This window comes from Streptomyces sp. NPDC005374, from assembly GCF_042872225.1.
GTDB lineage: Bacteria > Actinomycetota > Actinomycetes > Streptomycetales > Streptomycetaceae > Streptomyces.
Genome location: NZ_JBIAKA010000002.1, coordinates 512,283 through 538,452, shown reverse-complemented (window position 1 = coordinate 538,452; position 26,170 = coordinate 512,283). Strand labels below are relative to the sequence as shown.

At 70.7% G+C, this 26,170-nt stretch carries 26 protein-coding genes; 12 read left to right on the top strand and 14 right to left on the bottom strand.

The genetic code is table 11. From position 1 onward, the window contains the following. Nucleotides 1–7 precede the first annotated feature (7 nt). Together ACFYRX_RS07895 and ACFYRX_RS07890 are read left to right on the top strand one after the other, a co-directional pair. Entirely contained in the window at nucleotides 8–337 is a 330-nt protein-coding gene (locus ACFYRX_RS07895; RefSeq protein WP_389097442.1) for a hypothetical protein, read from the top strand. After that, nucleotides 337–1,596 (top strand): amidohydrolase family protein, encoded by a 1,260-nt coding sequence (locus ACFYRX_RS07890; protein WP_389097441.1) that lies wholly within the window; start codon nucleotides 337–339, stop codon nucleotides 1,594–1,596. Before ACFYRX_RS07895 ends, ACFYRX_RS07890 begins: the two co-directional genes overlap by 1 nt. Nucleotides 1,597–1,647: 51 nt before the next feature. Here the strand turns inward: ACFYRX_RS07890 and ACFYRX_RS07885 are convergent, their stop codons facing one another. Next, nucleotides 1,648–2,412 (bottom strand): SDR family NAD(P)-dependent oxidoreductase, encoded by a 765-nt coding sequence (locus ACFYRX_RS07885; protein ID WP_389097440.1) that lies wholly within the window; start codon nucleotides 2,410–2,412, stop codon nucleotides 1,648–1,650. A 5-nt stretch (nucleotides 2,413–2,417) separates the two neighbouring features. Continuing rightward, nucleotides 2,418–3,884, bottom strand: a complete 1,467-nt coding sequence (locus ACFYRX_RS07880) for a class I adenylate-forming enzyme family protein (RefSeq protein WP_389097439.1) — start codon at nucleotides 3,882–3,884, stop codon at nucleotides 2,418–2,420. A 73-nt stretch (nucleotides 3,885–3,957) separates the two neighbouring features. On the opposite strand from ACFYRX_RS07880, the gene ACFYRX_RS07875 reads away from it, so the two are divergent. Continuing rightward, the gene (locus tag ACFYRX_RS07875; protein ID WP_389097438.1) at nucleotides 3,958–5,124 is read left to right on the top strand and encodes an acyl-CoA dehydrogenase family protein; all 1,167 of its coding nucleotides are present in this window, start codon (nucleotides 3,958–3,960) and stop codon (nucleotides 5,122–5,124) included. 24 nt (nucleotides 5,125–5,148) lie between these two features. Here ACFYRX_RS07875 and ACFYRX_RS07870 read toward each other — a convergent pair whose 3' ends face one another. The 9 genes from ACFYRX_RS07870 to ACFYRX_RS07830 form a co-directional block, all read right to left on the bottom strand. Continuing rightward, nucleotides 5,149–6,111 carry an electron transfer flavoprotein subunit alpha/FixB family protein gene (locus ACFYRX_RS07870; protein ID WP_389097437.1) on the bottom strand — a complete coding sequence of 321 codons (963 nt, stop codon included), beginning with the start codon at nucleotides 6,109–6,111 and terminating at the stop codon, nucleotides 5,149–5,151. A gap of 21 nt (nucleotides 6,112–6,132) precedes the next feature. Further along, a complete protein-coding gene (locus tag ACFYRX_RS07865) occupies nucleotides 6,133–6,921 on the bottom strand; it encodes an electron transfer flavoprotein subunit beta/FixA family protein (RefSeq protein ID WP_389097436.1) in 789 nt (262 codons plus the stop codon). A gap of 39 nt (nucleotides 6,922–6,960) precedes the next feature. After that, nucleotides 6,961–7,707 (bottom strand): GntR family transcriptional regulator, encoded by a 747-nt coding sequence (locus tag ACFYRX_RS07860; RefSeq protein ID WP_389097435.1) that lies wholly within the window; start codon nucleotides 7,705–7,707, stop codon nucleotides 6,961–6,963. After that, nucleotides 7,700–8,866, bottom strand: a complete 1,167-nt coding sequence (locus tag ACFYRX_RS07855; RefSeq protein ID WP_389097434.1) for an acyl-CoA dehydrogenase family protein — start codon at nucleotides 8,864–8,866, stop codon at nucleotides 7,700–7,702. The genes ACFYRX_RS07860 and ACFYRX_RS07855 overlap by 8 nt, the downstream gene beginning before the upstream one ends. Before the next feature lie 25 nt (nucleotides 8,867–8,891). Next, nucleotides 8,892–10,085 carry a CaiB/BaiF CoA transferase family protein gene (locus ACFYRX_RS07850; protein WP_389097433.1) on the bottom strand — a complete coding sequence of 398 codons (1,194 nt, stop codon included), beginning with the start codon at nucleotides 10,083–10,085 and terminating at the stop codon, nucleotides 8,892–8,894. A 141-nt stretch (nucleotides 10,086–10,226) separates the two neighbouring features. Further along, complete coding sequence (locus ACFYRX_RS07845) at nucleotides 10,227–10,457, bottom strand: hypothetical protein (protein ID WP_389097432.1); 231 nt, start codon at nucleotides 10,455–10,457, stop codon at nucleotides 10,227–10,229. 77 nt (nucleotides 10,458–10,534) lie between these two features. Beyond that, nucleotides 10,535–11,959, bottom strand: coding sequence for a FadD3 family acyl-CoA ligase (locus ACFYRX_RS07840; RefSeq protein ID WP_389097431.1), 1,425 nt, complete (start codon nucleotides 11,957–11,959; stop codon nucleotides 10,535–10,537). Continuing rightward, nucleotides 11,956–13,134 (bottom strand): amidohydrolase family protein, encoded by a 1,179-nt coding sequence (locus tag ACFYRX_RS07835; protein ID WP_389097430.1) that lies wholly within the window; start codon nucleotides 13,132–13,134, stop codon nucleotides 11,956–11,958. Before ACFYRX_RS07835 ends, ACFYRX_RS07840 begins: the two co-directional genes overlap by 4 nt. A gap of 38 nt (nucleotides 13,135–13,172) precedes the next feature. Next, a complete protein-coding gene (locus ACFYRX_RS07830) occupies nucleotides 13,173–14,711 on the bottom strand; it encodes an AMP-binding protein (protein WP_389097429.1) in 1,539 nt (512 codons plus the stop codon). Between the two features lie 87 nt (nucleotides 14,712–14,798). Between ACFYRX_RS07830 and ACFYRX_RS07825 the strand changes: the two genes are divergently transcribed. Further along, nucleotides 14,799–15,518 carry an enoyl-CoA hydratase/isomerase family protein gene (locus ACFYRX_RS07825; protein WP_389097428.1) on the top strand — a complete coding sequence of 240 codons (720 nt, stop codon included), beginning with the start codon at nucleotides 14,799–14,801 and terminating at the stop codon, nucleotides 15,516–15,518. A gap of 176 nt (nucleotides 15,519–15,694) precedes the next feature. Here the strand turns inward: ACFYRX_RS07825 and ACFYRX_RS07820 are convergent, their stop codons facing one another. From ACFYRX_RS07820 to ACFYRX_RS07810, 3 genes are read right to left on the bottom strand one after another with little or no spacing between them, the layout of a single operon-like run. Beyond that, nucleotides 15,695–16,453, bottom strand: coding sequence for an SDR family NAD(P)-dependent oxidoreductase (locus ACFYRX_RS07820; protein ID WP_389097427.1), 759 nt, complete (start codon nucleotides 16,451–16,453; stop codon nucleotides 15,695–15,697). After that, a complete protein-coding gene (locus ACFYRX_RS07815; RefSeq protein ID WP_389097426.1) occupies nucleotides 16,450–17,286 on the bottom strand; it encodes a TauD/TfdA dioxygenase family protein in 837 nt (278 codons plus the stop codon). The genes ACFYRX_RS07820 and ACFYRX_RS07815 overlap by 4 nt, the downstream gene beginning before the upstream one ends. A gap of 21 nt (nucleotides 17,287–17,307) precedes the next feature. Then, entirely contained in the window at nucleotides 17,308–18,519 is a 1,212-nt protein-coding gene (locus ACFYRX_RS07810; protein WP_389097425.1) for a CaiB/BaiF CoA transferase family protein, read from the bottom strand. 167 nt (nucleotides 18,520–18,686) lie between these two features. On the opposite strand from ACFYRX_RS07810, the gene ACFYRX_RS07805 reads away from it, so the two are divergent. Genes ACFYRX_RS07805 through ACFYRX_RS07770 form a run of 8 tightly spaced genes read left to right on the top strand, consistent with a single transcriptional unit; the run spans nucleotide 18,687 to nucleotide 26,043 of the window. After that, a complete protein-coding gene (locus tag ACFYRX_RS07805) occupies nucleotides 18,687–19,592 on the top strand; it encodes an NAD(P)-dependent oxidoreductase (RefSeq protein ID WP_389097424.1) in 906 nt (301 codons plus the stop codon). Nucleotides 19,593–19,609: 17 nt separating this feature from the next. Then, nucleotides 19,610–20,470 carry a mycofactocin-coupled SDR family oxidoreductase gene (locus ACFYRX_RS07800; protein ID WP_389097423.1) on the top strand — a complete coding sequence of 287 codons (861 nt, stop codon included), beginning with the start codon at nucleotides 19,610–19,612 and terminating at the stop codon, nucleotides 20,468–20,470. A gap of 34 nt (nucleotides 20,471–20,504) precedes the next feature. Next, nucleotides 20,505–20,696, top strand: a complete 192-nt coding sequence (locus tag ACFYRX_RS07795; RefSeq protein WP_389097422.1) for a ferredoxin — start codon at nucleotides 20,505–20,507, stop codon at nucleotides 20,694–20,696. Between the two features lie 15 nt (nucleotides 20,697–20,711). After that, nucleotides 20,712–22,130, top strand: a complete 1,419-nt coding sequence (locus tag ACFYRX_RS07790; RefSeq protein ID WP_389097421.1) for a cytochrome P450 — start codon at nucleotides 20,712–20,714, stop codon at nucleotides 22,128–22,130. Nucleotides 22,131–22,146: 16 nt separating this feature from the next. After that, nucleotides 22,147–23,790 carry an OB-fold domain-containing protein gene (locus ACFYRX_RS07785; protein WP_389097420.1) on the top strand — a complete coding sequence of 548 codons (1,644 nt, stop codon included), beginning with the start codon at nucleotides 22,147–22,149 and terminating at the stop codon, nucleotides 23,788–23,790. Beyond that, entirely contained in the window at nucleotides 23,787–24,686 is a 900-nt protein-coding gene (locus ACFYRX_RS07780; protein ID WP_389097419.1) for an alpha/beta hydrolase, read from the top strand. The genes ACFYRX_RS07785 and ACFYRX_RS07780 overlap by 4 nt, the downstream gene beginning before the upstream one ends. Further along, nucleotides 24,683–25,204, top strand: a complete 522-nt coding sequence (locus ACFYRX_RS07775) for a DoxX family protein (RefSeq protein ID WP_389097418.1) — start codon at nucleotides 24,683–24,685, stop codon at nucleotides 25,202–25,204. Before ACFYRX_RS07780 ends, ACFYRX_RS07775 begins: the two co-directional genes overlap by 4 nt. After that, nucleotides 25,201–26,043, top strand: coding sequence for an NAD(P)-dependent oxidoreductase (locus ACFYRX_RS07770; RefSeq protein WP_389097417.1), 843 nt, complete (start codon nucleotides 25,201–25,203; stop codon nucleotides 26,041–26,043). Before ACFYRX_RS07775 ends, ACFYRX_RS07770 begins: the two co-directional genes overlap by 4 nt. Nucleotides 26,044–26,170 lie beyond the last annotated feature (127 nt).

Genomic DNA, 26,170 nt, shown 5'->3' with positions numbered 1-26,170 from the left:
ACCGAGCATGTCCCCTGTCTTTCCCCCCGAGTTCGCCGCACTGGAGCCCTTCGCCGACTGGGCCGTCCCGACCGAGAAGGCCCGCTACGCCAAGCGGATCGCCTCCACGATGGACGAACTCGACACCTTCTACAACACGGCGTTCCCACTGCTCCAGAACAGCACGGAATACCTGCAACAGGTCTCCATGGAAGGCATATCCGAAGAGGACAAGCACCTGCTGTGGCTGTTCTGCGCCCTGGTGACCGTCGCCTTCCCCGTGGAGGCCTGGCGCCAGCCCAGGGTCCCCGACACCGGCGCGGCCGCCATCGACGCGGTCCTGGAACCGGCGATCTGATGCCACGACCCCGCACGCCCCAGCCGCCCGTCCACCTCCGCGCCGCCCGCATGCTCGACGTGGCGAAGGGCGAACTGGTCGAACCGGGCGACCTGTTGATCCGGGACGAGCACATCGCCGAGATCGCGCCCGCGTCGGTCCCGGCCGACGCGGTGGTCATCGACCTCGGGGACCTGACCCTGCTGCCCGGGCTGATGGACATGGAGGTCAACCTGCTGCTCGGCGGCCCCGACCACCGCAGCCCCCTCAACCCGGTCCAGGACGACCCGGCCGTCCGGACCCTGCGCGCGGTCGCCAACGCCCGCCGGACGCTGCACGCGGGCTTCACGACCGTACGCAACCTCGGTCTGTTCGTGCAGACGGGTGGACTGCTCCTGGACGTGGCCCTCCGGAAGGCCATCGACCTGGGCTGGATCGAGGGACCGAGGGTCGTCCCCGCCGGACACGCGATCACCCCGACCGGCGGACATCTGGACCCCACGATGTTCCAGGCGCTCGCGCCGCACATCATGCCCCTCACCGTCGAGGAGGGAATCGCCAACGGGGTCGACGAGGTCCGCAAGGCCGTGCGCTACCAGATCAAGCACGGGGCCTGCGTCATCAAGGTCTGCGCGTCCAACGGCGTCATGTCCCACACCGGGCCGGCCGGCGCCCAGCAGTACTCCGACGAGGAACTGCGGGCCATCGTCGACGAGGCCCACCGGGCAGGGCTCAGGGTCGCCGCCCACTGCATGGGCGACCGCGCTGTCCGCGCCGCCCTGGCCGCGGGCATCGACTGCGTCGAGCACGGCTTCCTCGCCGGCGACGAGACCCTGGACCTGATGGTGGAGCGGGGCACGTTCCTCGTGGCCACGACCTACATCGCCGACGGCATGGACGTCTCCAAGGCGGCCCCCGAGCTCCAGGCCAAGGCGGCGGAGGTGTTCCCGCAGGCCAAGGCGACGATCCGGCGGGCCATCGAACGAGGAGTCCGCGTCGCCTGCGGCACCGACGCCCCGGCCGTCCCGCACGGCCGCAACGCCCGGGAGCTGATCGCCCTGGTCGACCGCGGCATGACCCCCCTGGCCGCGATCCGCGCCGCCACCACGGTCGCCGCCGACCTCATCGACGTCGACGACCGGGGCCGCCTCGAACCGGGCCTCCTCGCCGACGTCATCGCCGTCCCGGGCGACCCGCTCACCGACATCGGGGTGACGGAGGACGTGCGGTTCGTGATGAAGGGCGGGCAGGTGTACCGGCACGAGGGCGCCGAGCGCTGACCATGGGTGAGGGGGCCCTCCGTCCGTCACGGAGGGCCCCCTCACCCTTGGTCACACCTTGCGCGTGATGCCCCCGTCGACCCGGACGATCGCCCCGGTCGTGAAGCTCGACGCGGCGCTCGCGAAGTGCAGGGCCAGCGGTGCCACGTCGTCCGGCTGTCCGAGCCGCCCCAGCGGGACGAAGGAAGCGTCGAAATCCGAGGCCGCCCAGGCCTGGTGAGCATCCGTCAGAACCGGCCCCGGGAGGATGGCGTTCACCCGGACCTTCGGGGCGTACGCCTCCGCAAGGCCCACGGTGAGGGCGTTGAGGCCCGCCTTGGCGCAGGCGTACGGGAGTTCGTGGACGCTTGCGAGCAACGAGCCCGCGGTGCCTATGTTGATGATCGAACCGCCCCTATGGTCCGTCATGTGCTTCGCCGCGAGCACGGCCAGCCGGAACGGCCCCTTGAGGTTCACGGCGAGCGTCTTGTCGTAGAGCTCCTCGCTGACCGTGTCGAGGCTCTCGTACATCGGGGACATGCCCGCGTTGTTGACCAGGACGTCGAGCCGGCCGAAGTGCCGCAGCGTCTCCTCGACGAGCCGCTCGCAGTCGCTCCACCGTCCGACATGGCAGGCGATCGCGACGGCCCGCCGCCCGGTCGACGCCCGTACCTCCTCGGCCGCCGCCTCGCACGCCTCGATCTTCCGTGAGGCCACGACCACATCGGCGCCGGCCTGTGCCAGTGTCCGCACGATGGACCGGCCGATCCCGCGTGAACCGCCGGTGACCACCGCCACCTTGCCCGTCAGATCGTGCAGCTCCGCGAAGGATGTCACCCGCGTCAGCCTTTCTGCGTCGTCTCGAGCAGCTGCCGGCGCAGCAGCTTTCCGGTGGGTGTGTACGGCAGTTCGGCGAGGAAGACGACCGTGTCGGGTGTCCTGGAGCCCCGCAACCGCTCCCGCACCCAGGCGCGGAGCGCCTCCGCGTCCACGCGAGCCCCCTCGTGCACGACGACGAAGGCGGCGATCCGCTCGCCCCACTCCTCGTCGGGCACCCCCACGACGGCCGCCTCGCGCACGGCGGTGTGCCGCAGCAGGACGTCCTCGATCTCGGCGGGAGCGATGTTCTCCCCGCCCCGGATGATCGTGTCGTCGGCCCGCCCCGAGACGAACAGATAGCCGTCGTCGTCGAAGTGGGCGAGATCGCGGGTGGGGAACCAGCCGTCGGCGTCCAGCAGGGCGTCGGCCCCCTTGTACTCCCCGGACACCTGCGGCCCGCGCACCCACAACTCGCCGGGTGAGCCGGGCTGTCGGGCTCTCCGGACCTGGGCCTCCACCCCCGGGACCATCCGTCCGGCCGAACCCAGCCGGGCCCGCACCGCCGGGTCGTCCGACGACAGTGCCGCGCGATGGTCCTCCGGGCCCAGCAACGCGATCGTCGAGCTGGTCTCGGTGAGGCCGTACGCGTTGGTGAACCCGGTGTCGGGGAAGGCGCGCAGGGCCGCCTCCAGAACGGTGTGCGGCATCCGGGCCCCGCCGTACGCCAGCGACCGCAGCGTGGGCACCTCGGCCGGCCGGCCGTCCAGGTGCTCCACGATCCGGGCCAGCATGGTCGGCACGACCATCGCCGACGTGACCCGCTCGGCACGCACCAGCGCGAGCCACGCCTCCGGCTCGAAGGCGCCCAGATGCACCGTCCGGCGCCCGGCGTAGAGGTTGCTGAGCACCGACCCGACACCCGCCACGTGATACGGCGGCACGCTGGTGAGAACCGTGTCCTCGGGCCCCGCTGACGCGAACTCGACGGTCCCCAGCACGTAACTCGTCAGGTGCCGATGCCTCAGTACGGCCGCCTTGGGGGCCGCCGTAGTCCCGCTGGTGAAGAGCAGTACCGCCGGATCGTCGGGCGAGGCCTCGAGACCGGTCGCCGGTTCGACCGACATGGCCTCCTCGATGAGGGACCCAGGAGTCCGCACCTCGTCGAAGGCGCCGGTGAAGGCCTCGTCGGCGACCACCAACGGCCGTTCCACGTGACTGAGTTGCTCCTTCAACGCATCCGGCGACAGACGGTAGTTGACCGGCACCAGCGGCACTCCCGCCAGCGCGGCCCCGAACAACATCACCGGGAAGGACGGGCCGTTGACCCCGGCGAACACCAACTCCCGTGCACCGGCGGCATGGACGGCCGCGGCCACACCGGCGGCCGTCCGGCGCAACCGCGCACAGGTCGTACCGGACCCGTGCGGGCCGATCACCACCCGGTCGGGATCACCCGCCGCGGCCATGTCGAGCAGCGTCGCGATGTTCAAGGCGCTCTTCCTCTCTCCGTGGACGCGAACGCTATTCTACTTACAGGGAAACCTCATTCTCCAGGGAGTCGCCGTGGATTTCGAGTTGACCGAGCAGCAGGAGGACATCCGCGCGGGCGTCCGCGAACTGGCCGCCTCCTTCGGCCCCGAGTACTGGGCGGCGCAGGACGAACGCGCCGAGTTCCCCTGGAGCTTCTACGACGCCTTCGCCAAGGCCGGCTGGCTCGGCATCGCCGTGCCCGAGGAGTACGGCGGCGGGGGACTGGGCGTACTGGAGGCCTCACTGCTGCTCGAAGAGGTGGCCGCCTCCGGAGCGGGCATGAACGGGTGCAGCACCATGCACCTGACCATCTTCGGCCTCAACGTCCTCGCCCGGCACGGCAGCGAGGAACTGCGCCGCGAGGTCCTCCCGCACGCCGCCACCGGCGACCTGCACGTCTGCTTCGGCGTCACCGAGCCCGACGCCGGTACCGACACCACCAGCATCTCCACCTTCGCCCGTCGCGACGGCGACCACTACGTCATCGACGGGCGCAAGATCTGGATCACCAAGGCCGGGGACTCCCAGAAGATGGTGCTCCTCGCCCGCACGACCCCGCGCGACGAGGTGGACAAGCCCACCGAAGGGATCTCCGTCTTCCTGGTCGACGTCGACCGCACCGCCATGGACATCCGGCCGATCCCCAAGATGGGCCGCAACGCCGTCGCGTCCAACGAGATCTTCATCGACGGCCTGCGCGTCCCGGTCGGCGCACGGATCGGCGAGGAGGGGGAAGGCTTCCGGTATCTGCTCGACGGACTCAACCCCGAGCGCATCCTGCTCGCCCACGAGGCCCTCGGCCTCGGCCGGGCCGCCCTCGACGCGGCGACCCGCTACGCCCGCGACCGTGTCGTCTTCGGCCGCCCGATCGGCCAGAACCAGGGCATCGCCTTTCCGCTGGCCGAGGCACTGACCCGGCTCGACGCGGCCCGTCTCATGGCCCGCAACGCGGCCTGGCGCTACGACCGGGGCCTGGAATGCGGGCGCGAGGCCAACATGGCCAAGTTCCTCTGTGCGGACGCGGGTTTCCAGGCCGCGGACCGGGCCGTTCAGACCCTGGGCGGTATGGGGTACGCCCGCGAGTACCACGTCGAGCGGTACTTCCGGGAGTCCCGGCTGCTCAGGCTCGCCCCGATCAGCCAGGAGATGGTCCTCAACTACGTGTCCCAGCACGTGTTGGGGCTGCCCAGGTCGTACTGACCCGGGCAGCCCCCTGCAACACGCTCAGCCCTTGCGGGTGTTGATCTCTTCGGTGAGGGCGGGGACGACGTCGAAGAGGTCGCCGACGACGCCGTAGTCGACGAGGTCGAAGATGGGGGCTTCGGCGTCCTTGTTGACGGCGACGATGGTCTTGGAGGTCTGCATGCCGGCGCGGTGCTGGATGGCGCCGGAGATGCCGTTGGCGATGTACAGCTGCGGGGACACGCTCTTGCCGGTCTGGCCGACCTGGTTGGTGTGCGGGTACCAGCCGGCGTCGACCGCGGCGCGGGAGGCGCCCACGGCCGCGCCGAGGGAGTCGGCCAGGGCTTCGATGATGGCGAAGTTCTCGGAGCCGTTGACGCCGCGGCCGCCGGAGACCACGATCGCGGCCTCGGTCAGCTCGGGACGCCCGGTGGACTCGCGCGGGGTGCGGCCGGTGACCTTGGTGCCGGTGGCCAGCGGACCGAAGGACACGCTCAGTTCGGAGACGGTGCCGGCGGCCGGAGCAGTCTCCACGGCGGCGGAGTTGGGCTTGACGGTGATGACGGGGGTGCCCTTGGAGATGCGGGACTTGGTGGTGAAGGAGGCGGCGAACACCGACTGGGTGGCGATGGGGCCTTCGTCGCCGGCTTCCAGGTCGGTGGCGTCGGTGATGATGCCGGAGCCGATGCGCAGCGCGAGGCGGGCGGCGATCTCCTTGCCCTCGGCGGAGGAGGGCACCAGCACGGCGGCCGGGGACACCTCGGTGACGGCGGCCTGCAGGGCGTCGACCTTGGGTACGACGAGGTAGTCGGCGTACTCGGCGGCGTCGTGGGTGAGGACCTTGACGGCACCGTGCTCGGCCAGGGTGGCGGCGGTGTCGGCGGCGCCGTTGCCCAGCGCGACGGCGACCGGCTCGCCGATCCGGCGGGCCAGGGTCAGCAGCTCCAGGGTGGGCTTGCGGACGGCACCGTCCACGTGGTCGACATAGACGAGAACTTCAGCCATGGGAAAGCAACTCCTACTTGGTCAGATGAACTTCTGGCTCGCGAGGTACTCGGCGAGCTGCTTGCCGCCCTCGCCCTCGTCCTTGACGATCGTGCCCGCGGTACGCGCGGGCCGCTGGGTGGCGGAGTCGACCGTGGTGTACGCGCCCTCCAGACCCACCTGACCGGCCTCCAGCTCCAGGTCCGACAGGTCCCAGGCCGCAACCGGCTTCTTCTTGGCGGCCATGATGCCCTTGAAGGAGGGGTAACGCGCCTCGCCCGACTGGTCGGTGACGGAGACGACGGCCGGCAGCGAGGCCTCCAGCTGCTCCGAGGCCGCGTCACCGTCGCGGCGGCCCTTCACCACCCCGTCCTCGACGGACACCTCGGACAGCAGGGTCACCTGCGGCACACCGAGGCGCTCGGCCAGCAGCGCCGGGACCACGCCCATGGTGCCGTCGGTGGAGGCCAGACCCGAGATCACCAGGTCGTAGCCGGCCTTCTCGATCGCCTTGGCCAGCACCAGCGAGGTACCGATCGCATCCGTGCCGTGCAGATCGTCGTCCTCGACGTGGATCGCCTTGTCGGCGCCCATCGACAGCGCCTTGCGCAGCGCGTCCTTGGCGTCCTCGGGGCCCACCGTCAAAACGGTGACCTCGACGTCGTCGTCGGAGTTCTCCGAGATCTGCAGCGCCTGCTCGACCGCGTACTCGTCCAGCTCGGAGAGCAGACCGTCCACATCGTCCCGGTCGACGGTCAGGTCATCGGCGAAGTGCCGGTCGCCGGTGGCGTCGGGCACGTACTTCACAGTGACAACGATCCTCAAGCTCAAGGCTCTCTCCTGATTCTTGCGTATGGGGAAACACTCGTGTCAGCGTCCGCTGCGCCGCAGCCGTACGCGATACGAGTAGTGCTCGGGCAGGAAGTGACTGACGGCCAGCTCGACGAGCCGGCCGGTGGCCGACTGGTAGACCCGGTCGATGCGCAGCAGCGCCCGGCCCGGTTCACAGCCGAGGTGTCCGGCGATCTCGGCGCCGGCCGCCGCGACCGTGATGCTCTGCTCGGCCTCGGCGATCGGCTCGGGCAGCCGCTCGTCGAGCAGCCCGATGACGGTGGAGGCACCGGCGGTGCCGGGTTTCGCCAGTTCCGGGGCCGACTCCAGCAGCCGGCCGACCTCCGGTGGCAGGAAGACGGAGGTGTGGCAGAACGCGGTGTCCTCGTGCAGCCGTAGGAAGGCGACGTGGTGCACCTGGTCGGTGTGCAGCCCCAGCCGGCCCGCCGCGGCGACGTCGACCCGCCGGCTGAGCGGTGTGACGACGTCCATACGGGTGTCGATGGACAGGCCCATCAGGTCGTCCACCGAGCCGAACTGGCGCAGGTACTGCTCCTCCCTGGGGGTCGCGAAGGTGCCCCGGCCCGGAATCCGCTGCACCAGCCCCTCGGCGACGAGATCCTGGAAGGCCCGCCGCACGCTCTGCCGGCTGATCCCGAACCGGTCTGCCAACTCGGCCTCGGTGGGCAGCCGTACGCCCTCCGGGAAGTCCTGGCGCAGGATCGCCGCCCGCAGCTCCCGGGCGAGCCGCAGATAGATGCTGTCGCGCTGTGCCTGTTCAGCCATCCAGACCACCCCGCGCCACCAACTGCGCCGCGATCACGGTGCGTTGGATCTCGTTCGTGCCCTCGCCGACGATCATCAGCGGTGCGTCCCGGAAGTACCGCTCGACGTCGAACTCGGTGGAGTAGCCGTAACCGCCGTGGATGCGCACGGCGTTGAGCGTGAGCTCCATCGCCGTCTCGGACGCGAACAGCTTGGCCATGCCGGCCTCCATGTCGACCCGGCGTCCGGCGTCGGCCTCCCGGGCCGCGTACAGCGTGAGTTGGCGGGCGGCCGTCAGCTTGGTCGCCATGTCGGCGAGGTAGGTGCCGATCGCCTGGTGCCGCCAGATCGGCCTGCCGAAGGTCTCGCGTTCCTGGGCGTAGCGCAGCGAGTCCTCCAGTGCGGCCCGGCCCACTCCCAGGGCGCGGGCGGCGACCTGGATCCGCCCGGTCTCCAGGCCCTTCATCATCTGGGCGAACCCGTGTCCCTCTGCACCGCCCAACAGGGCCTCGGCGGACGCCCGGTAGCCCTCGAAGGCCAACTCGCAGCTCTCCACGCCCTTGTAACCGAGTTTGGGCAGGTCACGGGAGACGACCAGGCCCGGCCCGTGTTCGGCGAGCAGGACGGAGATGCCCCGGTGGCGGGGTTCGGCGGCCGGGTCGGTCTTGCAGAGCACGGCGATCAGCCCGGAGCGCCGGGAGTTGGTGATCCAGGTCTTCGCCCCGTCGACGACGTACCCGGCGCCCTCGCGGCGGGCGACGGTGGTGATCGACTGGAGATCGCTGCCACCGGCCGGCTCGGTCAGGGCCATGGTCGCGCGGATCTCCCCGGTGGCCATCCTCGGCAGCCAGCGGCTCTTCTGCTCGTCCGTCCCGAAGAGCAGCAGCAGTCTGGCGACGACGGTGTGCCCGCCCATCGCCCCGGCCAGGCTCATCCAGCCGCGCGCGAGTTCCTCGGTGACCAGGACGAAGCAGGGCGTGGAGACGGGGTTGCCGCCGTACTCCTCGGGGATCGCGAGGCCGTAGACGCCGAGCTCCTTCATCCGCTCGATCAGCGCTTCCGGGTAGGTGTCGCTGTGTTCCAGCTCCCGGACGACGGGCCGGACGTCCCGGTCGACGAACTCGCGCACGGTCCGTACGACGAGACGCTCGTCGGCGGAGAGGATGTCCAGGACGCTCATCGCTCGTGTCTCCTTCGCCCGGGACTCAGACGACCGCGTCGGCGCGCAGGGCCGCGATGTCGTCGCCGGTACGGCCGAGTTGCGTGAGGATCGCCTCGGTGTGCTCGCCCACCGCAGGCACCGGGTCCATGCGTGCGGGCAGTCCCGCGAGGTCGGCCGGCGGAAGCAGTGCTTCAACGGTGGCCCCGCCGGGGAGCGCCACCTCGTGCCAGCGGCCGCGGGCAGCCAGCACCGGGTGGTCGAGGAACGCGGCGACGTCGTTGACCCCGGCGCAGGCGATGCCCATGTCCTCCAGGTCCTTCAACACCTCATCGGCGTCGGAGCGAGCGACCCGCTCGGCGACCAGGGCGTTGAGCTGCTCGCGGTGGGCGACCCGGTCGGAACCGGTGGCGAAGCGCGGGTCCCCGGCCAGTTCGGGCTGTCGGAGGAAAGTGGTGCAGAGGATCATCCACTCGCGTTCGTTCTGGATGGAGAAGAGGACATCCCGGCCGTCGGCGGCCGTGAAGGCGCCGTACGGGGCGATGGTCGCGTGCTGGGTGCCCAGGCGTGGCGGCTGACTGCCGCCGTAGCGCGTGTAATTGGCCGGTTGGCCCATCCACTCTGCCAGTGCCTCGAAGAGCGACACCTCCACCGGGTGAGCGGTGCCGGTGGTGGCGCGGGTGTACAGGGCGGTCAGGATGCCGCTGTAGGCGTACATCCCGGCGGCGATGTCGGCGACGGAGATCCCGACCCGGGCGGTCTCCTCGGGTGTCCCGGTCAGTGACACCAGGCCCGTCTGGCACTGCACCAGCAGGTCGTACGACTTGCGGTCGGCCCACGGGCCGTCGGTGCCGTAGCCGGAGATCGTGCAGGGGATCAGCCGTGGCCGGCGCTCGGTGAGCGCGTCCACGCCCAGCCCCAGCCGGTCGGCCGCACCCGGAGCCAGGTTCTGCACGAACACGTCGGCGCCGTCGAGGAGTTCGCCCAGGATCTGTTGGCCCCGCGGGTCCTTCAGATCCAGGGTGAGCGCCTCCTTGGACCGGTTGAGCCACACGAAGTAGCTGGAGTGGCCGTGCACGGTGGTGTCGTAGCGCCGGGCGAAGTCACCGTCGCCCGGCCGCTCCACCTTGATTACCCTGGCGCCGAGGTCGGCGAGCTGACGGGTGGCGTAGGGCGCGGCCACGGCCTGCTCGAGGCTGACCACCGTGACCCCCGCCAGGGGAAGCTGCGGCAGGCTCATGCGGCCATTTGTACGGCCAAATCAAAGAGGGTGTCAACGGCCGCCGCACCCTCGCGACCTGTGCTCTTCGCCACCTCGTGGGCGTCGCGCAGATCACTTCCGCGGACGCCCGTCAGCTTTGTACGGCCCTTCGTCCGCCGCTCAGTTCTGACGGCCCGGATGGCACAGGACCAGGACCGCGCGGGCGACGAGTTCTCCGGCTCCGCCCAGTTCCTGGCGGTAGCGGTCGGTGATCTCCCGTACGGTCTCCACGAAACCGGGGTCGACGACGCGGGCCCGGGCCGGGGCTGGGAGTTCCCGGGCCATCTCGCGACGGAGCGCGAGCAGCGCGATGATCTCCTCGTCGAGACGCTCTATCCGAGTGAGTGACATGTCTTCCCCCGGGACGGTGGCCTGGTTCGTCGTCACGCTGGATCTCCGATCTTGTGCGCGAAACGCGGCGCGTTCCTTCACAGCTGGTCCTTCAACACCTTGCCCGTGGCGGTCAGCGGCAACTCCTCCCGGAACTCGACGGTCCGGGGCACCTTGAAGTTGGCCATCCGCTCGCGGCTCCAGTCGATGAGTTCCGCCTCGGACACGGGGGCGCGCAGCACCACGTACGCCTTGCCGATCTGTCCGAGCCGGACGTCCGGCACGCCGACCACCGCGGCCTGCGCCACCGCCGGATGTTCGAGGAGGAAGCCCTCGATCTCGGCCGGGTAGGCGTTGAAGCCGCCGACCACGAACATGTCCTTCTTGCGGCCGACGATCCGCAGGCGCCCCTGGTCGTCGAAAGAGCCGAGGTCACCGGTGTGCAGGCGGCCCTCCCCGTCGATCACCCCGGCGGTGGCGGCCGGGTCGTCGAGATAGCCGAGCATCACGCTGTAGCCGCGCACCAGGACCTCACCGTCGTCCGCCAGGGAGATCTCGATGCCCTCGCACGGTCTTCCGACGGTGGTGGCGATGTCCTCGAAGGAGTCGCCGGGCCGGGACGCGGTCACGGTGCCCGCCTCGGTCAGGCCGTAGCCGGTCATGATCGACCGGAAGGGCAGCTCCTCGCGGATACGGCGGATCAGCTCGACCGGGATGTCCGCGGAACCGGTCACCGCCGCCCGCAGCGAGGACAGATCCCTTCTCCCGGTCGCCTCCAGCAGCGAGTGGTACAGCGTGGGCGGCCCGGGCAGCATGGTCACCCTCTCGCGCTCCACCAGGTCCAGCACGACGTCCACGTCGAAGACGGGTACCGGCAGGATGGTGGCGCCCCTGATCAGCGAGGCGATGAGGCCCGCCTTCCAGCCGAACATGTGGAAGAACGGGTTGACGATCAGATAGCGGTCGCCCTCCCGCAGATCCGCCAGCTCGCACCACTCCGAGAACAGCCGCAGGTTCTGGCCGTGACTCATCAGGACGCCCTTGGGCCGTCCGGTCGTCCCCGAGGTGAAGATGATGTCGCAGACGTCGGTCCCGCTCACCTCGCGCGCGAACGGCGACCCGCTCGCCAGGAAGTCCGACTTCAGGTCGATCACCGGGACGCCGGGCGGCCCGGTGAACTCCAGGCCCAGGAAGCCCTGTTGGACGAGCACGGCCTTTGCGTCACTGCGCCTGACGATGTCGTGTGCCTCGTCCGCCTTGTACCGGGTGTTGACCGGCACGAGCACCCCGCCGGCCGTCAGCAGTCCGAAGGCGGCCACGATCCACTCGGCGGAGTTCGGCGCCCAGATCGCCACCCGGTCGCCCTTCTCCACCCCCAGGGAGGCGAAGGCGCCCGCGGCCACCCGTACCCGCTCGACGAGTTCGGTGAAGGTCAGGCGCAGCGGGCCGTCGACGACCGCCTCGGCGTCCCCGAAGCGGTCGGCCGCGCTGAGGACCATCGCGGGGACCGAGTCCCACTTCATGCCGGGATCAGCCTCGACAGGTTCCCGCCCATGATCTTGGCCTGGTCGGTGACGCTCAGGCCCTGGATGGCGTCGACGTACGACGTCGGCTGGGCAAGGCCCTCCGGGTGCGGGTAGTCCGAGCCGAACAGGATGCGGTCGGCGCCCATCAGGTCGACGAGACCGCCCAGGTCCTCCTCGTAGAAGGGGCTCACGTGGATGCTGTTTTTGATGGCCTCGACCGGGTCGCCGAGGAACTGCTCCGGCATCTTCTTGTGGACGTCGGCGAGGGTGTCGAGCAGCGGGGCCACCCACGACGAGCCGTTCTCGATGAGCGCGATCTTCAGCTCGGGGAAGCGGAACAGCGCCCCGTGGCACACCCAGGCCGCCACCGCGTCCTGGATCGGCCGCCACTCGCCGACCTGCCGGAAGGCGTTCGACTTGAACGGCAGCATCTCGCCACCACCGCCCTCCCAGTCGGCGGCGTACTTGGCGTACCCGCTGTCCGAGGAGTGCATGGCGACCAGCACACCACTCTCCACGACCCGCTTCCAGAACGGGTCGAACTCCTCCAGCGCGAAGGAGCGCGAGCCGCCGTAGCCGGGGACCGGCGCCGGGCGTACGAGAATCGCCTTCGCTCCGTGCTCCACCGCCCAGTTGAGCTCGGCGATCGCCTTGTCGACGATGGGGAGCGTGATCACCGGTGTGGTGAGGATGCGGTCCTTGTAGTTGAACGACCAGGTCTCGTACAGCCATTCGTTGAGCGAGTGGATCACCGCGTGGATCAGTTCGGGGTGGTGCCGCATCCGCTCCTCGATGAGGCTCGCCAGCGTCGGGAACATCAGCGTGCGCTGCACGCCCAGTTCGTCCAGCAGCTCCAGGCGCGGACCCGGTTCGCGGAAGGCGGGGATCGAGCGCATCGGCTCGCCGAAGATCTCCCGGCGGGACTTCCCGTCCGGGTTGCCCACCCGGAAGTACTCCTCCATCGCCCCGGGACGGGCGACCACCTCGAAGGTGGGGTTCGGGATGTAGTCGCTGATCTGACCCAGGATCGCGATCTTCGTACGGCCGCGGACCTGCACGTACTCGATCGCGCCCTCGTACTGCTTCGGGAGGTGCCTGGTCAGTGCCTCTTCGGTCTCGTACAGGTGGTTGTCCGCGTCGAAGAGCGGGTACGGCAGCGCACGCGACGGCATGAGACTCTCCTTTGCTTTTTGCGAGAATGCTATTCTCTTCAGTTGTGTACGGCAATGTCCTGCCGCAGTCTGAACTTCTGGACCTTGCCGCTCGCGGTGCGCGGGAAGTCCTCGACGCCGTGCAGTTCCTCCGGCCACTTCTGCCGGGCCAGACCGGCGCGTTCGAGGTGGGCGCGCACCTCGTCGAGGCCGGGGAGGGGTTGGCCTGGCCGCATCCGCAGGACGGCGGCCGCGTGCTCGCCGAGGCGTTCGTCGGGGGCGGCCACCACCGCGGCCTCCGCGACTCCGGGCAGCCTCAGGAGCACTTCCTCGACCTCGGGCGCGCTGATGTTCTCGCCGCCGCGGATGATGATGTCCGCCTTGCGGCCGGTGATCGCGAGATAGCCGTCCTCGTCGAGCACTCCGAGGTCACCCGTGCGGTACCAGCCCTCCTCGTCGAAGGTGCTCGCCGTCAGGTCCGGGTCGGTGTAGCCGAGGCAGAGATCCGGGCCCCGGCTGAGGATCTCGCCGTCCCGCGCCAGCCGGATCTCCACGCCCGACAGCGGATCCCCGTCCGTGAACAGCCGCTTCACCTCGGGTGCGTCGTGCCGGGACGAGGTGATCGAGGGGTGCTCGGTGCTGCCGTACGCCCGGAAGACATGGATGCCGAGGCCGGCCAGCCGGGTGGTCACAGCGGCCGGGACCGACGAGCCGCCCAGACCCGCGTACCGCATGTACGGCAGATGGGTGTCGGCCACGAACCCGGGGTGGTCGAGGAGGCTCGTGATGTAGTACGGCGCCCCGCCACCGACGTGGAGTTCGTGGCCGGTCATCAACTCCAGGGCGCGGCCCGGGTCCCAGACGTCCGTGAGGTTGACCGGGGTGCCGTCGAGGACGGGGATCAGGAAGGCGTTCACCATGCCGATGAAGTGACCCACCGGAGCCGCGGTGAGCTGGTCGCCCCGGTCGGGCGGGTAGCTCGCCGCGAGTTGGCGGGTCTCGTGGCCGAGGGTCTGGTGGCTGTGCACGACTCCCTTCGGGTCCCGGGTGGTGCCCGAGGTGAACGCGATCAGGGCCGGGGCCCTCGGGTCGGCGGGGAGGGTGCCGGGCAGGGGTTCGTCGGCGAGCAGGTCGTCGAAGTCGCGGCCCACCACGCCCACGACCGGCACGTCCGCACACAGGTCGGCCTGGAACTCCAGCCGCCCGAACCGCTCGGCGGCGACGAAGACCCGGGGCTCGACCGTGCCGAGGATGTAGCCGACTTCCTTACGGCCGTAGAAGTGGACGATCGGCACCACCGCTGTCCCGAGGATCGCCGACGCCCAGAACACCGCGGCGGCCTCCATCCAGTTCGGCAGCTGGAAGGCGACCGTGTCACCGGGGCCCACTCCTCGCTCGTGCAGTCCCGCGGCCAGTCGGCGTGCCGTGTGCTCGACGTCCGCGAAGGTTCCGGACCAGGGGCGGACGGCCGAGTGCACCCGGAACTGCGTGTCGGGGGCCGCCGCGAGGCCCCGGGTCAGCAGGTCTCCGATCGTGTCCTGGGTCCACCAGCCCTCCGACTCGTACCGTTCGACCAGCTCCGCGGGAATCCTTCGCATGTGAGTGCTACCTCCAGGGCTGCGGGTCGGCGGCGTATACGCTATTCTCCGATTTCGAGAATGCCAATATCTGGGGAGGGGAATCGCGTGATCGACCTCGCCGTGGACCAGGGCCTCGCCGTGGTGACCATCGACCGCCCTCATGCGCGCAACGCCATCTCGCTCGGCACGATGGACGAGTTGGAGAAGGCGCTGGACGCGGCCGAGGGCGCGCGGGTGCTGGTGATCCGGGGTGCAGGCGACCGGGCGTTCGTCTCCGGCGGCGATCTGAAGGAACTCGCCGCGATCCGTACCGAGGAGGAGGCGGCGGCCATGGCGTGGCGGATGCGCGGCATCTGCGACCGGATCGCCGCCTTTCCCGCGCCCGTGATCGCCGCTCTCAACGGCCATGCCCTGGGCGGCGGGGCCGAGGTCGCCGTCGCCGCCGACATTCGGGTGGCGGCGGACGACATCAGGATCGGTTTCAACCAGGTGGCCCTCGCGATCATGCCCGCCTGGGGCGGCGCCGAACGGCTCGCGGCTCTCGTCGGCCGGGGGAGAGCGCTGATGCTGGCGGGATCGGGCACCGTCCTGGACGCTGCCCGGGCACAGCAACTCGGCCTGATCGACGAGGTGTTGCCGCGTGCCGCCTTCGAGGAGGGCTGGCGTGCCCTGGCCCGCTCGCTCGCCCATGAGCCGGCCGCGGAGATCAAACGCGTGGTCTCGGGCAGCACTTCGCCGAGCGAGGCCGTACAGGCCTTCGCGCGACTGTGGGCGTCCGACGCCCACTGGGTGGCGGCGGACAGGGTGATGACCCGGGGGAAGTGAGCGGGGGAGCGGTCACCTCGGCCGCGCGGGAGGGTACCTCCGAACACGGGACGCCGTCGCTGCTGCCCAGCCCGTACCGCAGGCGCGCGGCCGAGCGCCACGGCCCGGCCGCTCGACCGACCGGGCTGCGCCGAGGGTGCTGTTTTCCCCTCGCCGCCGCCCGCCCGCCGCGACCCTCAGGTGTTGCGCCCGCCGTTGACCCCGATCACCTGCCCGGTGATGTAACCCGCCTCCTCGGACACCAGGAACGAGCACGCGGCCGCGATGTCCTCCGGGCGCCCCGGACGCCGTACCGGAGTCAGCTCGGCATGGTGCTCCACCGAGCCGCCGAGCAGGCCGCGCTGCTCCGAGGCGCGCAGCATCGGGGTGTCGACGAACCCGGGCGGGACGGTGTTCACCGTGATGCCCGCCGGGCCCAGCTCCAGCGCCAGGGCCTTGGTGAAACCGATGAGACCGGCCTTCGACGCCACATAGTGCGTCATGTACTGCTGCCCCGACTGGGCGCTGGAGGACGAGATGTTCACGATGCGGCCCCAGCCCGCCTCCTTCATGTCGGGCACGACCGCCTGGCAGCAGTAGAACGGGCCGTTGAGGTTGACGGCCATGATCCGGTCCCACCACTCGTCGGTGATCTTCAGAAAGCTCTCGGTACGGGCGAAACCGGCGTTGTTGACCAGTGCCAGCACCGGAGCGCCGAAGGTCTCCCGCACCCGCCGTACGGCATCGTCGACCCGGGCACGGTCGGATACGTCGACGCCCCCGAACGCGGCCGCCTGGTGCCCCTTGTGCCGTATCTCCTCCGCTACCTGACCGGCCGACTCCTCGTCGAGATCCAGGACCGCGACGGCGAAGCCGTCCTCTGCCAGCCGGAGGGAGATCGAGCGTCCGATGCCGGACCCGCCGCCCGTCACGACCGCCGTGCGCCGCTCGCTCATGCCACCGTCTCCTCGCCCGCCACGGACGTGCGGTGCATCAGCCGGGAGGAGGCCCTGCCGTAGGGCAGGGCGCGGTGCAGCATCCCGGTGTTGTCCCACACGACGAGGTCCCCCGGGCGCCACCGGTGGCGAAGGGTGAACTCCGGCCGGGTGGCCCGGTCCAGGAGGTGGTCGAGGAACGCGCGGCCCGAGGCGGCGGGCCGGCCCACGACCTCGCCGGCCGTCGCCCCGATCAGGAGGGACCTGCGGCCGTCGGCGCGCTTCCAGACCAGGGGGTGTTCGCGAGCCGGGTTCCGGTCCCAGGCGGCCCGTTCCTCCGGCGACGGATCCGGGGTCACCAGCAGCTGGGAGGCCGCGAAACTGTGGACCGCGCGCACCCCGTCCAGCTCCCGTTTCTCCCGCTCCGACAACGCCTCGTACGCGGCGAAGGTGTTGGCGAACTCGGTGTCGCCCTCCCCGTCGTCCGACACCTGTCGTACCGTCAGAAGTGTGGTGCTGTCCGGGACTTCACTCGTCGTTCCGTCGATGTGCCAGTGGAAGGTGCTCTCGCGGTAGGCGGCGAGCGGGCTCTTCGACGGATCCCGGGTGATGCGCTGGATCTCCCGATGGGTCGGGTGACCGCCCCTCGGCAGGGGCACGACCCGACCGAGCAGCCTGCTGAACGCGACCAGATCGTCGTCGTCGATGTCGGCCCCGCGGTAGATCACCACACCACGCTGCTCAAGAGCGGACCGGCACTCCTTGGCCACGGCCCTGTCGACCAGGCGGCTGCCGGACAGGCCGGTGATCTCGACACCGGTCGTCGGGGTGGGTTCGGTGACGGTGACTGCCATGTACGTGTCCTCTCCTGCGCTTCAGGTCACCGCTCCCGCGGCCTTCAGCTCTGCGATCCGCTCCCAGCCGAGACCCAGCTCCAGCAGGACCTCCTCGGTCTGCGCGGCGAACTCCGGCGCCGGTCCGAGATCGGGGGCGCCGACGTCGAACTGCACCGGGCTCGCGGCGAGTTCGAGCTCACCGGCGCGCACCAGGTACTCGTTCGCCCGGACCTGGGCGTCCGAGGCCACCTGGAGGGAGTCCTGCACGGGAGCCCAGGGGCCGGCCAAGGTGGCGAACCGCTCGGTCCAGTGGGCGAGAGTGCGGCCGGCCAGTACCTCGCGGAGGATCTTCACGGCCTCCTCGGTGTGCGCGACGAGGTCCTCGGAGGTGGCGAAGCGCGGGTCGTCGGCGAGTTCGGGCCGGTCGACGTGCCGGCACACATCCGCCCAGAACTTGCCGGGCTGCATCATGACGAACGCCAGATAGCGATCGTCGGCGGTGCGGTACAGACCGGACAGGGGGTTGGTGGGGGAGCCGTGGCCGCCGAGCGGCGGGGCCACCATGGGTTTGCCGAGGTGGACCGAGAGCGCCACACCGTGCCCCAGCGCCCACACCCCACTGCCCAGCAGGGAGACGTCCACGACCGAGGCCTCGCCGGTGCGTTCGCGTTTGAGCAGTGCGGCCGCGATGCCCCCGGCGAGGTTCGTGCCGGAGATGGTGTCCCCGTAGGCGGGACCTGGGGGCGGGATCATGCCCTGCACGCCGGGCGGGGTCAGACTCGCCGCCGTGCCCGCCCGGGCCCAGAACGCGGTCATGTCGTAGCCGCCCTTGTCCGCCTCCCGGCCGCGTGGCCCCAGCGCGCTGCCCCGGGCGTACACGATCCGCGGGTTCACCGCGCGGACGTCGTCCACGTCGATGCCGAACTTCCGCCGTGCCTCGGGCAGGAAGCTGGTCAGGAACACGTCCGAGCGCCGCACGAGCTCGTACAGCACCTCCCGGCCCTCGGCCCGCGCCATGTCGAGGCCGAGGCTGCGCTTGCCGCGGTTGGCGTGCTCGACGTTGGGGTTGGGATCCCCCTCCACCTTGAACGCTCCCGTCTGCCGCAGTCCGCGCTGCGGATCGCCGCGCACGGCGTGCTCGACCTTGACGACGTCGGCGCCCCAGTCGGCGAGCACGGCACCGGCCGACGGCACGAACCCGTACATCGCGACTTCGAGGACCCGTATCCCCTCGAGCGGCCCTGCGCTCATGCGACCACCTCGCCGTAGGTCTTGCGCTCCATGAACTCCTCCAGACCGTCGATGCCAGGGAACGTTCCTTCCCCGGCGACGGAAATGTGGTTCTCGAAAATTGAGATCTGGCGTCAAGTTCGCTGAGAACCATACCCCTGGCGGTAGGTACCGTCACGACCTGGGTCATGCGCTCCTTGTGGCTGTCACGCAGTGACATGAAGTCGAGACGGGGGACTTCCGATCGGCAGGTTGTTGAAAGTATGGTTCTCGCATTCGGAAGGGAGATTCTTGTGATCGGTGTCGTGGGCGCCGGAAGAATGGGCCGTCCGATGCTCCGCCGACTGGCCGAAGCGGGCCATGACGTGCGAGTGCTGGGCCGTACTCCCGAGGCTCGCCGTGCGCTCGCCGGGGAGCCGGCACGCGTCGTGGCCCGGCCTGCCGAGGTCGCCGAGGGCGCCGACGCGGTGCTGGTGTGCGTGCACAACGACGACCAGGTCCGTGAAGTCTGCCTGGACGGGGACCTGTTGGACGCGATGCCGGCCGGGGCCGTCGTCGTCGTGCACACCACCGGTAGCCCGCACACCGTGGAGGCCGTCGCAGCACGCGGGACCGAGGTGGTCGACGCTCCCGTCAGCGGTGGTCCGCACGACGTGGCCGCGGGCCGGGTGACCCTCTTCGTGGGCGGCGCCGACGACACCGTCGCCCGGATCCTGCCGGTGCTGCGCAGCTACGCCGACCCGGTGCTGCACGTCGGCCCCCTGGGCACCGGACAGCGGGTCAAGCTGATCAACAACACCGTCTTCGCCGCCCAGATCGGACTGCTGTCGCACGCGGTCCGCCTCGGGCAGCACCTGGGCATCGCCGAGGCCGACCTCCTGGACGCCCTCACCCACGGCAGCGCCGCGAGCCGCGCCCTCGCCGGAGTCGTGCGCCGGGGATCGGTGGCGGAGTTCGCCCGGTCCACGGCCGAGTTCCTCGGCAAGGACCTTGACGTCGTCAAAGCCGTCGCCGACGAACTCGGCGCGGACCTGGGGGTGTTGGCCGCCGTGCTCGACGCGTCGCCCCCCGAACAGCACGGCCGGCACGACTGAACACGAAGGGACACGCGATGGGACGAGTAGAGGGCAAGGTCGCGTTCATCACGGGCGCGGCCCGCGGACAGGGCCGCAGTCACGCCGTGAGGCTGGCGGAGGAGGGCGCCGACATCATCGCGGTGGACATCTGCCGCGACTACGAGACGGTCCTGTACCCGATGGCCACCCCCGAGGACCTCAAGGAGACGGCCCGGCTGGTCGAGGAGCAGGGCCGCCGGATCGTGGCACTGAAGGCCGACGTACGGGACACCGGGCAGCTCCGTGACGCCCTGGAGACGGGCCTCGCCGAACTGGGCCGACTGGACATCGTCGTCGCCCAGGCCGGCATCGCCCCGCTGCGCGGCGAGCCCAAGATGCAGGCCTGGTGCGACGCCGTCGACGTCGACCTGATCGGCACCATCAACACCGTCCAGCTCGCCCTCCCGCACCTGCGGGAGGGCGCCTCCGTCATCGCGACCGGCTCGACCGCCGCCCTCATGGACCACGGCATCGTGCAGAACCCCGGGTCGAACCCGGGGGGCGCCGGATACGCCTTCGCCAAACGGGCCTTGTCCGAGTACATGCACGAACTCGCCCGGAATCTGGCACCGTTGAACCAGCGCGCCAACGTCATCCACCCCACCAACGTGAACACCCGGATGCTCCAGAGCGAGCCGATGTACAAGTCGTTCCGGCCCGACCTCGACAACCCCACCCGCGAGGACGCCGAACCGGCCTTCGCGGTGCAGCAGGCCATGCCCGTCCGGTACGTCGAACCGCGCGACATCAGCGACGCCGTGCTCTTCCTCGCCTCCGACGAATCCCGCTACATCACCGGAACCCAGCTGCGGGTGGACGCCGGCGGATACATCAAGTGGTACGACTGGCGCCGCTGAACTGCTCGAACCCACTGCGACAGGGAGGCACGACGTGAAGGTCCACGTAGATTCCGAGCGCTGCCAGGGCCACACGCTCTGCGCCATGATCGCGCCGAAGGCGTTCGAACTGGACGACGTCGACGGGCATTCCACGGCCGTCGGCGAGGACGTCCCGGCCGACCAGGAGGAGGAGGTGCGCGAGGCCGCGCACTCCTGCCCGGAACGGGCGATCCAACTCTTCTGAAAGGAGGGCGACTTCATGAGCGAAACCGCAGGCGGCGACAACAGCGGTCAGTACGACGACGGCAGTCGGCCCGACGACCGTGAGCAGTACGACGACCGCAAGCAGCACCGGGTGCACTTCGACCGTCACACCCCCGAGTACCGCCACCAGTTCGAGGAGACCACCCACGAACTGCACGCCAAGTGCCCCATCGCCTGGACCGACGCCCACGACGGCCACTGGGTCGCCAGCGGCCACCACGAGGTCTTCGAACTGGCCCGGTCCGCCGAGTTCCTCTCCAACGACCACGACGTCAAGGGCGAGCGGCGCGGCTACAAGGGCATCACCATCCCCTCGCCGCCCCGCGCCCGCGAAGTGCAGGGCGGATTCCTCGAGATGGACCCACCCGGGCAGCGCCACTACCGCCAGACCCTGAACCCCTACCTCTCCCCGGCGGCCGTCGCACGCTGGATCCCCCTCGTCGACGAGGTGGTGCGCGCCTGCATCGACGAGAAGATCGAGGAAGGGCGGCTCGACTTCGTCGACGACCTCGCCAACATCGTCCCGGCCGTCCTCACGCTGGCGATGATGGGCATCCCGCTCAAGGACTGGACCGTCTACAACGAACCGGCCCACGCCTCCGTCTACACCCCGCCGGACTCCCCGGACATGCCACGGGTGGCGGAGATGAGCCGGAACATGGGCATCGCCCTGTACATGTCCATCCTCAAGGTGCGCGAGCAGCGCAGGCCGGGACTGATCGACGCCCTCGTGCACGCGGAGATCGACGGGAGGACCCCGTCCGACGAGGAGCTGACCGGCGTCCTCGCCCTGCTCGTCGGCGGCGGCTTCGACACCACGACCGCGCTCACCGCGCACGCCCTGGAGTGGCTGTCCGAACATCCCGGTGAGCGGGACCGGCTCAGCCGTGAGCGGGACACTCTGCTGGACTCGGCCACCGAGGAGTTCCTGCGCTACTTCGCGCCGGCTCCGGGTGACGGCCGTACGATCTCCGCCGACTGCGAGATCGCCGGCCAGCGGTTCGAGGAGGGCGAACGTCTGTGGTTGTCCTGGGCGATGGCCAACCGGGACCCCTCCGTCTTTCCCGACCCCGACCGGGTCGACCTGGAACGCAGGGGCAACCGGCACAGCAGCTTCGGCCTCGGCATCCACCGGTGCATTGGCTCCAACGTCGCCCGCACGGTGTTCAAGCGGATGATCACAGCCGTGCTCGACCGCATGCCCGACTTCCGCTGCGACCCCGACGCCACCGTCCACTACGAGACGATCGGCGTCATCCAGGGCATGCGTCACCTCCCGGCGGTCTTCACCCCCGGCAAGCGGCTCGGACCCTCCCTCGACGAGACCCTGGACATCCTCCAGAAGGCCTGCGACGAACAACGCCTGGCCGAGCCGGTCACCGTACGGACGGGCCGCGCGCGCATCACCCGCTGACGACGGAGGTACCCACGTGGCCGGATCCCCGGGACGCCCCCTGCCCCAACTCACCGACCAGAACGCGTTCTTCTGGACCTCGGGGGCCGACGGCAGACTGCGGATACAGGAGTGCCGGTCCTGCGCGGCCCTGATCCACCCACCGCAGCCCGTGTGCCGCTACTGCCACGGGCGCGACCTCGCCCCACGCCCCGTCTCCGGCCACGCCACCCTCATCGGCTTCACCGTCAGCCACCGCTTCACCCTGCCCGGCCTCCCCTCGCCCTACGTCGTCGCGCAGGTCGCACTCGAAGCGGACCCCCGGGTCCGGCTCACCACCAACGCAGTCGAGTGCGATCCGGACCAACTCGCCCTCGGCATGCGGATGGAGGTCGTCTTCGAGCAGTCCGGGGACGTATGGCTGCCGCTGTTCCGACCGGCGGCCGAGCAGGGCGAACCGGCACCACTGCCCGAGGACGACACCGCGCCCGCGGTCCGCCCCATGGCCACCACGGAGAAGTTCGAGGACAAGGTCGCCCTCACCGGCATCGGCAGCTCGCGGATCGGCCGCCGACTGATGGTCCCCCCGATCTCGCTCACCCTCCAGGCCTGCGAGGCGGCCGTCGCCGACGCCGGACTCACCCTCGACGACATCGACGGCCTCGCCACCTACCCCGGACCCGGCCCCTACGGCGGCTTCTCCGAAGGCGGCGTCACCGCCCTGGAGTCCGCCCTCGGCATCCGGCCCACCTGGTACAACGGCGGCGGCGAGACCTTCGGCCCGGGCGGTTCGATCGTCGCGGCGATGCTCGCGGTCGCCGGCGGCCTCGCCCGCCATGTGCTCTGCTTCCGCACCCTGTGGGAGGCCAGCTACGGGGAGTTGCTGAAGCAGGGCAGACTCCCGGCCCCGGCCGGCGGCGACGCCGGCTGGCTCAAGCCGTTCGGCGCCACCTCGGCCGCCCACACCCTCGCCCAGAACGCCCAACGCCACATGCACCGTTACGGCACCACCCGCGAGACCCTCGGCTGGATCGCCCTCAACCAGCGCGCCAACGCCGCCCTGAACCCCACCGCCGTCTACCGCGACCCGCTCACGATGGACGACTACCTCGAAGCCCGTTCCATCACCACCCCGTTCGGGCTCTACGACTGCGACGTCCCCTGCGACGGAGCCGTCGCCGTGATCGTCTCCGCCGTCGACGCGGCCCGTGACCTCGCGAAACCGCCCGTTCTGGTCGAGGCCGTCGGCACCCAGATCACCGAACGCATGGAGTGGGACCAGAGCACCCTCACCCACGAACCCCACACCCTCGGCCAGTCCGCACATCTGTGGTCCCGCACCGATCTGCGCCCCGCCGACGTCGACGTGGCCCAGCTCTACGACGGCTTCACCTTCAACTGCCTTTCCTGGATAGAGGCGTTGGGGTTCTGCGGCATCGGCGAGGCGAAGGACTTCCTGGACGGAGGAAAGAACATCGCCAGAGACGGCGTACTGCCCCTGAACACCCACGGCGGCCAGCTCTCCCACGGCCGCACCCACGGCATGGGCCTGGTCCACGAGGCGATCGTCCAGCTGCGCGGCGACGGAGGAGCACGACAGGTGCCAGGCGCCCGGGTCGCCGTGGTCAGCACCGGCGGCCTCGCTCCCAGCGGGGTCCTGCTGCTGAGGACGGACACGTGATCGACGGCCACACCGTGGAGGTGGACGGCATCTCCCTGTCGTACCGGGCCAGTTGGGTAGGTGAGCCGCGTGCTGTCGTCCTCGCCCTGCACGGCGGCGCCACGACCTCCACCTACTTCGACTGCCCGCACCACCCGCGCCTCTCGCTCCTGCGCACCGGCGCCGCGCTCGGCTTCAGCGTCCTCGCCCTGGACCGTCCGGGCTACGGCGCCTCGCTCGTCGACGCCGCCCGACTCACCGACCCCGCACGGCGGGTGGACCTCGCCCACGCGGCCCTCGACCGCCTGCTCGCCCAACGCCCGCAGGGAGCAGGGGTGTTCCTGATGGCCCACTCGGCGGGCAGCGAACTCGCGGTCAGGATGGCCGCCGACGCACGCGGACACGGCCTGCTCGGGATGGAGATCGCCGGCACCGGACGCCACCACCACCCGCGCTCCCTGAACTTCCTGGAGTTGGGCCCGGAGGACGAACTGCGCCGGTCGGGGCGGGCCCGTGCGCGGCTGCGTGAAGTGCTGTGGGGGCCCGCCCATCTGTACCCGCCCGAGGTGGCGGGCGGTGCGAGCATCGCCGCCGCCTCGCCCGCCTACGAGTCCGCGGCCCGTCACTGGCGGTACGAACTCCCCGAACTGGCGGCACGCGTGCGTGTCCCCGTGCAGTACAGCCTGGGCGACCACGAGGAGGTGTGGAGCGCGGGGCCCGAGGCCCTGGCGGACATCGCCGCCCTCTTCACCGCATCGCCCCGGGTCCGCGTCAACGAACAGCCCGACAGCGGACACAACCTGAGCCTCGGCCACTCCGCCCGGGCCTACCACCTGAAGGTGCTGTCGTTCGCCGAGGAGTGCGCGGTGGCCCGCGAGAGCGCCTGTGCGCAGGCACGAGAGGGGAGAGCGGGATGAGCGACGCCGACACGCTCGCGCTGCTGCTGGTGCGCCTGGTCCTGGGTGCCGTCATGATCGCGCACGGCCTCAACCACTGGCGCGGCGGCGGCCGCATCGAGGGCACCGCCCGCTGGTTCACCGGCCTGGGCCTGCGCCACGGCACCCTTCAGGCGTGGCTCAGCGTCCTGACCGAAGTGGGCGCGGGCGCACTCCTGTTGCTGGGCCTGTTCACCCCGCTGGCCTGCGCCGCGGTCATCTCGGTGATGCTGGTGGCCGGCCTGCTCGCCCACCGGCCCAACGGCTTCTTCGTCTTCAAAGAGGGCTACGAGTACGTCCTCACGCTCGCCGTCGTCGCACTCGCGCTGGCGCTGCTGGGCCCGGGGGACATGTCCGTGGACGAGGCGGCCGACATCGCGGTGACCGGCTGGGCCGGCGGGGGCGTCGCGCTGGGTGTGGGCGTGGTGGCGACCGCCGGGTTGCTGGCGGTGTGCTGGCGCCCGCAGCCCGCACCGGCGCAGGAGGAGGTCCCCTCATGAGGGTCGGATTCATCGGGCTGGGCAGCCAGGGCGCCCCCATGGCCCGCCGGATCGTCGACGCCGGGTTCGAGACGACCCTGTGGGCACGGCGCCCCGCCTCACTCGTCCCCTTCGCCGACACCGCCGCGCGACGCGCCGCTTCACCGGCGGATCTGGCCGCCGTCAGCGACCTGGTGTGCGTGTGCGTGGTGGACGACGCGGACGTCGAGGAGATCGTCACCGGCGAGTCGGGTGTGCTGGCCGGACTCCGCAGAGGCGGGGTGATAGCCGTGCACAGCACCGTCCACCCCGACACGTGCCGCCGTCTGGCCGACCGTGCCCGCGCCCGCGGGGTCGCCCTGATCGACGCACCGGTCAGCGGGGGAGGACAGGCGGCCGCCGAAGGGCGCCTGGTGCTGATGGCCGGGGGCGAACCGGGCACCGTCGCCTACTGCCGCCCGGTCTTCGCGACCCACGCCGACCCGGTGGTCCACATGGGCCCACTGGGCGCCGGCCAGGTCGCCAAGCTCCTCAACAACGTCCTGTTCACGGCCAACCTCGCTACGGCCGCCGACACCCTGGCCCTCGGGCGCGACCTCGCCGTCGACCCCGCGGCCCTGGCCCGCGTCATCTCCCACGGCAGCGGCACGAGCTTCGCCCTGGACCGGGTGGCCTCGGCCGGAGGCACCCTCGACCGCATCGCCGCCCACGCGGGCCCCTTGCTGCGCAAGGACGTCCGCCTGCTGACGGACGTGGCCACGGCGGCCGGATCGTCGCCGGGCACCGTCACGGCGGCTGCCCAGGACGCACTCGCGCTGATGAACGCGGCGAGCGCGGCAAGCGCGCCCCGCCGCTCCTGACTCGGGTGGCCCTGCGGAGGCTTTCCAGGGGGCTTACGTGGGGCGCGAGTTCGGGGCCCAGCGCCACACCCTCTGGCGCGCCACAGGTCCCGGGGAGCTGGACCTGGTCAGGCTTCTCCCCGGTCCT